Raw genomic sequence first — 3,995 nt, forward strand, 5'->3', positions numbered from 1 at the left:
ACGATCTGCGATGTGCCCACCGACGAGGGCAAGGTAGCCTCGCTGGCGCGCGTGGGAATTACCCCTCCGGACGCGGTCTTCGGCAACTCGGTGCACGATGCCGCCATGTTGGCGATTGCGCGGCGGGCGTTCCCTGTGAATCCCACTCCCGCGCTGGTAGAGCGCAGCGCAGCCGAGGGCTGGCCTGTTTACTACCCGGCTTCGGTGACGCCTGTCAGCTAAATATTGCGAACGAAGCATTTGGGTGCCGCGAGAGTCTAAACTGTAGTCAGGTGAGAGATTCCATTCGTAAGCTGGAGGAACGGGTTGAGACAGCGCAGCCAAAGCCTTTGCGGCTGGTGGTGGCGGCGCTGATCCTGCGTGAAGGCGCGGGGGGCACCGAGGTGTTTATCTGCCAGCGCAAGCCCGACCAGCCAATGAGCCTGAAGTGGGAGTTCCCCGGCGGCAAGATCGAGCCCGGCGAAGGCCCCGAAGAGGCCCTGATCCGCGAGCTGAACGAGGAGCTGGGCATCTCAGCCCGAATCGGAGAACGGGTAGCGCAGATTCGGCATAAATACCGGAATGGCGGCGCGGTCGACCTTCAGTTTTTTGTAGTCAAGGAGTTTGAGGGGCCGATGGTAAACCGGATCTTCAACGATATGCGTTGGGTTTCGCTGGCGTCTCTCCCCGGGTATGACTTTCTCGCCGCAGACCTTGGGCTGATCCGGGATCTTTCCGAGGGCAAGCTGCTCTAAAAAGTTCAATCCGCAATAGTTGAATACCTCAATAGTTTAGTGCTCAACTAAATTTGACAGGCCGACCCTGCACAGAGCACGCATAGCGATCGACAGACATCGATTCGCGCTAGAATCACGGCATGATAGCCCCTGCACAGGATGCCTCTGAAGTTACCGCCCGTTCGGCCCAGGCCCCGTTCGTCAACGAAGAGTTCGTCGATTTCACCCTGGGAGAGAATCGCCGCGCCATGCAGGCGGCGCTCGCCGACGTGGAGAGCCAGCTTGGCCGCAGCTACGACCTCGTTATCGGTGGTCGGCGCGTGCGGACAGAGGGCAAGATCGTTTCGAGCAATCCAGCGCAGCCTGCGCAGGTGGTGGGTACCCACTCCCGGGCCGGTTCAGAACACGTCCAACAAGCGCTTGACGCCGCTCAAACAGCCTTTGCCGACTGGAGCAGAAGATCGGCGGTAGAGCGGGCAGGACTTCTGTTCCGAGCGGCAACACTTATCCGCGAGCGCAAGTTTGAGTTCTGTGCGTGGCTGGTCTACGAGGTGGGCAAGAACTGGGGTGAGGCCGACGCGGACGTGGGCGAGACCATCGACTTCCTCGAGTTCTACGCACGCGAGGCGGTCAGGCTGGCCAGCGCGACCACTCCCATCCAGCTTCCCGGCGAGCGCAACCAGCTTCGCTACCTGCCGCTCGGCGTCGGCGCGGTCATTCCACCCTGGAACTTCCCCCTCGCCATCATGGCCGGGATGACGGCGGCGGCCATCGTCTGCGGCAACACCGTGGTCCTCAAGCCATCGGAGGACGCGCCTACCATCGCCGCGCGATTCATGAGCCTGCTCGAAGAGGCTGGCCTCCCCGACGGCGTCGTGAACCTCTGCCCCGGCGCGGGAGCGGAGTTCGGCGCAGCGCTGGTCGAGCATCCCCAGACGCGTTTCGTGGCCTTCACCGGATCGAAGACCGTTGGCCTGCAGATTCACGAGCGCGCAGCCCGCACCCAACCGGGCCAGCACTTTATCAAGCGCACGATTCTTGAGATGGGCGGCAAGGACTCGATCCTCGTCGACAACGACTGCGACCTCGACGCAGCCGTGCAGGGAGTGGTGGCGAGCGCCTTCGGCTTCAACGGCCAGAAGTGCTCCGCCTGCTCGCGGGCAATCGTCGACGCTGAGATCTATGACACTTTCTGCGACCGGCTCCAGGCCAAGGTGGCGGAGCTTAAAACGGGTGATCCAGTCGAGAATGTTTATACAGGCCCGGTCATCAGCGAGAAGGCGTACCGCAAGGCCCTCGGCTATATCGAGATCGGAAAGACAGAAGGAACCGTCCTCAATGGTGGCCATGCCATCGAGACGCCGGGCGGCGGCTATTACATCGCACCCACCGTCATCAAGGACGTCGCGCCCGCCGCCCGCATCGCGCAGGAAGAGATCTTCGGGCCGGTGCTGGCGGTCATTAAGTCGCAGAACTTTGACGAGGCTCTCGCTATCGCCAACAACACCGAGTACGGCCTGACCGGGGCCATCTACTCCAACTCACGAGCGAACCTCGAGCGGGCGCAGAACGAGTTCCACGTCGGCAATCTCTACCTCAACCGCAAGTGCACCGGCGCAATGGTCGGGGCGCACCCCTTCGGAGGTTTCAACATGAGCGGCACCGACTCCAAGGCCGGCGGACCCGACTACCTTCTGCTGTTTACGCAAGCCCAGAGCATCGCAGAAAAGATAACCAAGGCCAGCCAAGCAGCGGAGAAGCAGCCGGGCCAGATGGACCTGTAAGAAGGTTCATCGTTTAGATTTGGTCTAACTCACCCGCTGTAGTCCTCTCGCAACGCCGTCTCGAACGATGTCTCCATAACGGTCTGCCGAAAGCTGGTTCAGGTGGGCGGAAGCCAATTCGTAGAACCTCTTCGCTTCTTCCCGGTTCCCTAAATCTTCATGAGATTTCCCCATATTCAGGTAGAGGGAGGGATAGAATCCTTGAACTCGAAGGTCATCGACGGCATTCGCCCGATCCAGTGATTCCTGATTCCAACGAAGAGTGTCGGACGCCGTCTTCTGATGCCTGGCGACATAATGCGCGGCGATGGACTTTTCAAAGTCGTCTGCACTTTGCTCCCACGCTGCCATGAAGAGTGTTGAAGCTTTGTTGAGTTCACCCTTCATCTCCCATTCCATGCCTTCGGCACAGAGACGAACAATCGGATTATTGGGGTCCATGGATCGAGCATACCCAATGCTGGGAGTCGGCTGTCGACGGATTTCGACTGCATCTTTCAGAGCGGCTTCACGCAGTTTTCATCTGAAGCAGATTACCAGCCTTGGCCGCGGCCTCGGCGAGAACGCGGTGGTGAATCGTGAAGAGAGCCAGTTCGAGCCGGTCGGAGACGCCGGTCTTGTCGTAGATGCCGCGCAGGTAGTTCTTGATGACCTGCTCCTTGGTGCCGAGCTGGGTGGCGATCTCCTTGTTCTTGCAGCCCTGAACGATCAGCGCCACGATCTGCATCTCTTTCGGCGTCAGCCGGTCGCGGACGCGTGCGCCGACGCTGTCGGTGGCCTGCATGGTGGTGACGTTGGCAAGCTGCACAAAGCGCTGTCCGCGGGCTACCCGGCGAACGCAGTCCAACAGCTCCGCTCCGGCGACATTTCGATTCACGATCCCGTCGAGCAAGGCAACAACCTCGTCACCGACCTGCTCTGCATTCTCGGCGACAAGAATGACCCGGCTCCCATAGTCCCGGGTGCGGGTAAAGAGGACAGGATAATCCGGCCGCAGACTGGAAGCGGCGAGCAGGATGCCTCCCCGAAAGGTCTCGATGGCGGCAAATAATTTCTCTGCGCTCTCGCATTGGGCGACGATGCGCATATCGTCCTCCAACGCGAGCACGCGCGCGGCCCCAGCCCGGAAGATCGCCTGATTATCAGCGAGGATAAGTCGATTCATGAGCTCTTTCTATCTCCTGCCGGGATCTGAAGCGATTCTTCTGTTACCAGACACCGGACGGCGGATCGAAGTGCCATTTTCCTTGAGAGAAAATGGCGTTTTGAGCTTCCGCTTCAGTGCCTTTCTACAGATGAACCACTTTATCGTCCCGTATTACCCCTCATCGGCAAGCGGCGCAGCCTGAGCGGAAATGTCCATAAATCGGACAATCCGCAGCCCCAAACGATTCATAACTGGTGCCTACTTGGTCAACATTCCATGTTTTGAACCCTGAGGGCATTGGCAACAATCGAATCATACGTACGGGTGTGTGGAAAACCCGTCTGCGAA

General features: G+C 59.7%; 4 protein-coding genes and 1 pseudogene. 3 read left to right on the forward strand and 2 right to left on the reverse strand.

Annotation, left to right across the window (positions count from 1 at the left end; genetic code table 11):
• The 3 genes and pseudogenes from VMU57_RS16100 to pruA form a co-directional block, all read left to right on the forward strand.
• A pseudogene (locus tag VMU57_RS16100) lies at nucleotides 1-222 on the forward strand (haloacid dehalogenase-like hydrolase); the annotation flags it as partial.
• Between the two features lie 50 nt (nucleotides 223-272).
• Entirely contained in the window at nucleotides 273-734 is a 462-nt protein-coding gene (locus VMU57_RS16105) for a (deoxy)nucleoside triphosphate pyrophosphohydrolase (protein WP_325385231.1), read from the forward strand.
• A 122-nt stretch (nucleotides 735-856) separates the two neighbouring features.
• Nucleotides 857-2,500, forward strand: a complete 1,644-nt coding sequence (gene pruA, locus VMU57_RS16110; protein ID WP_325385233.1) for an L-glutamate gamma-semialdehyde dehydrogenase — start codon at nucleotides 857-859, stop codon at nucleotides 2,498-2,500.
• A 24-nt stretch (nucleotides 2,501-2,524) separates the two neighbouring features.
• Here the strand turns inward: pruA and VMU57_RS16115 are convergent, their stop codons facing one another.
• Both VMU57_RS16115 and VMU57_RS16120 read right to left on the reverse strand, forming a co-directional pair.
• Complete coding sequence (locus tag VMU57_RS16115; protein ID WP_325385235.1) at nucleotides 2,525-2,941, reverse strand: hypothetical protein; 417 nt, start codon at nucleotides 2,939-2,941, stop codon at nucleotides 2,525-2,527.
• A gap of 67 nt (nucleotides 2,942-3,008) precedes the next feature.
• Nucleotides 3,009-3,665, reverse strand: coding sequence for a response regulator transcription factor (locus tag VMU57_RS16120; RefSeq protein WP_325385237.1), 657 nt, complete (start codon nucleotides 3,663-3,665; stop codon nucleotides 3,009-3,011).
• Nucleotides 3,666-3,995: the final 330 nt, after the last annotated feature.

Source organism: Edaphobacter sp., from assembly GCF_035532915.1.
Classification (GTDB): Bacteria; Acidobacteriota; Terriglobia; order Terriglobales; family Acidobacteriaceae; genus Edaphobacter.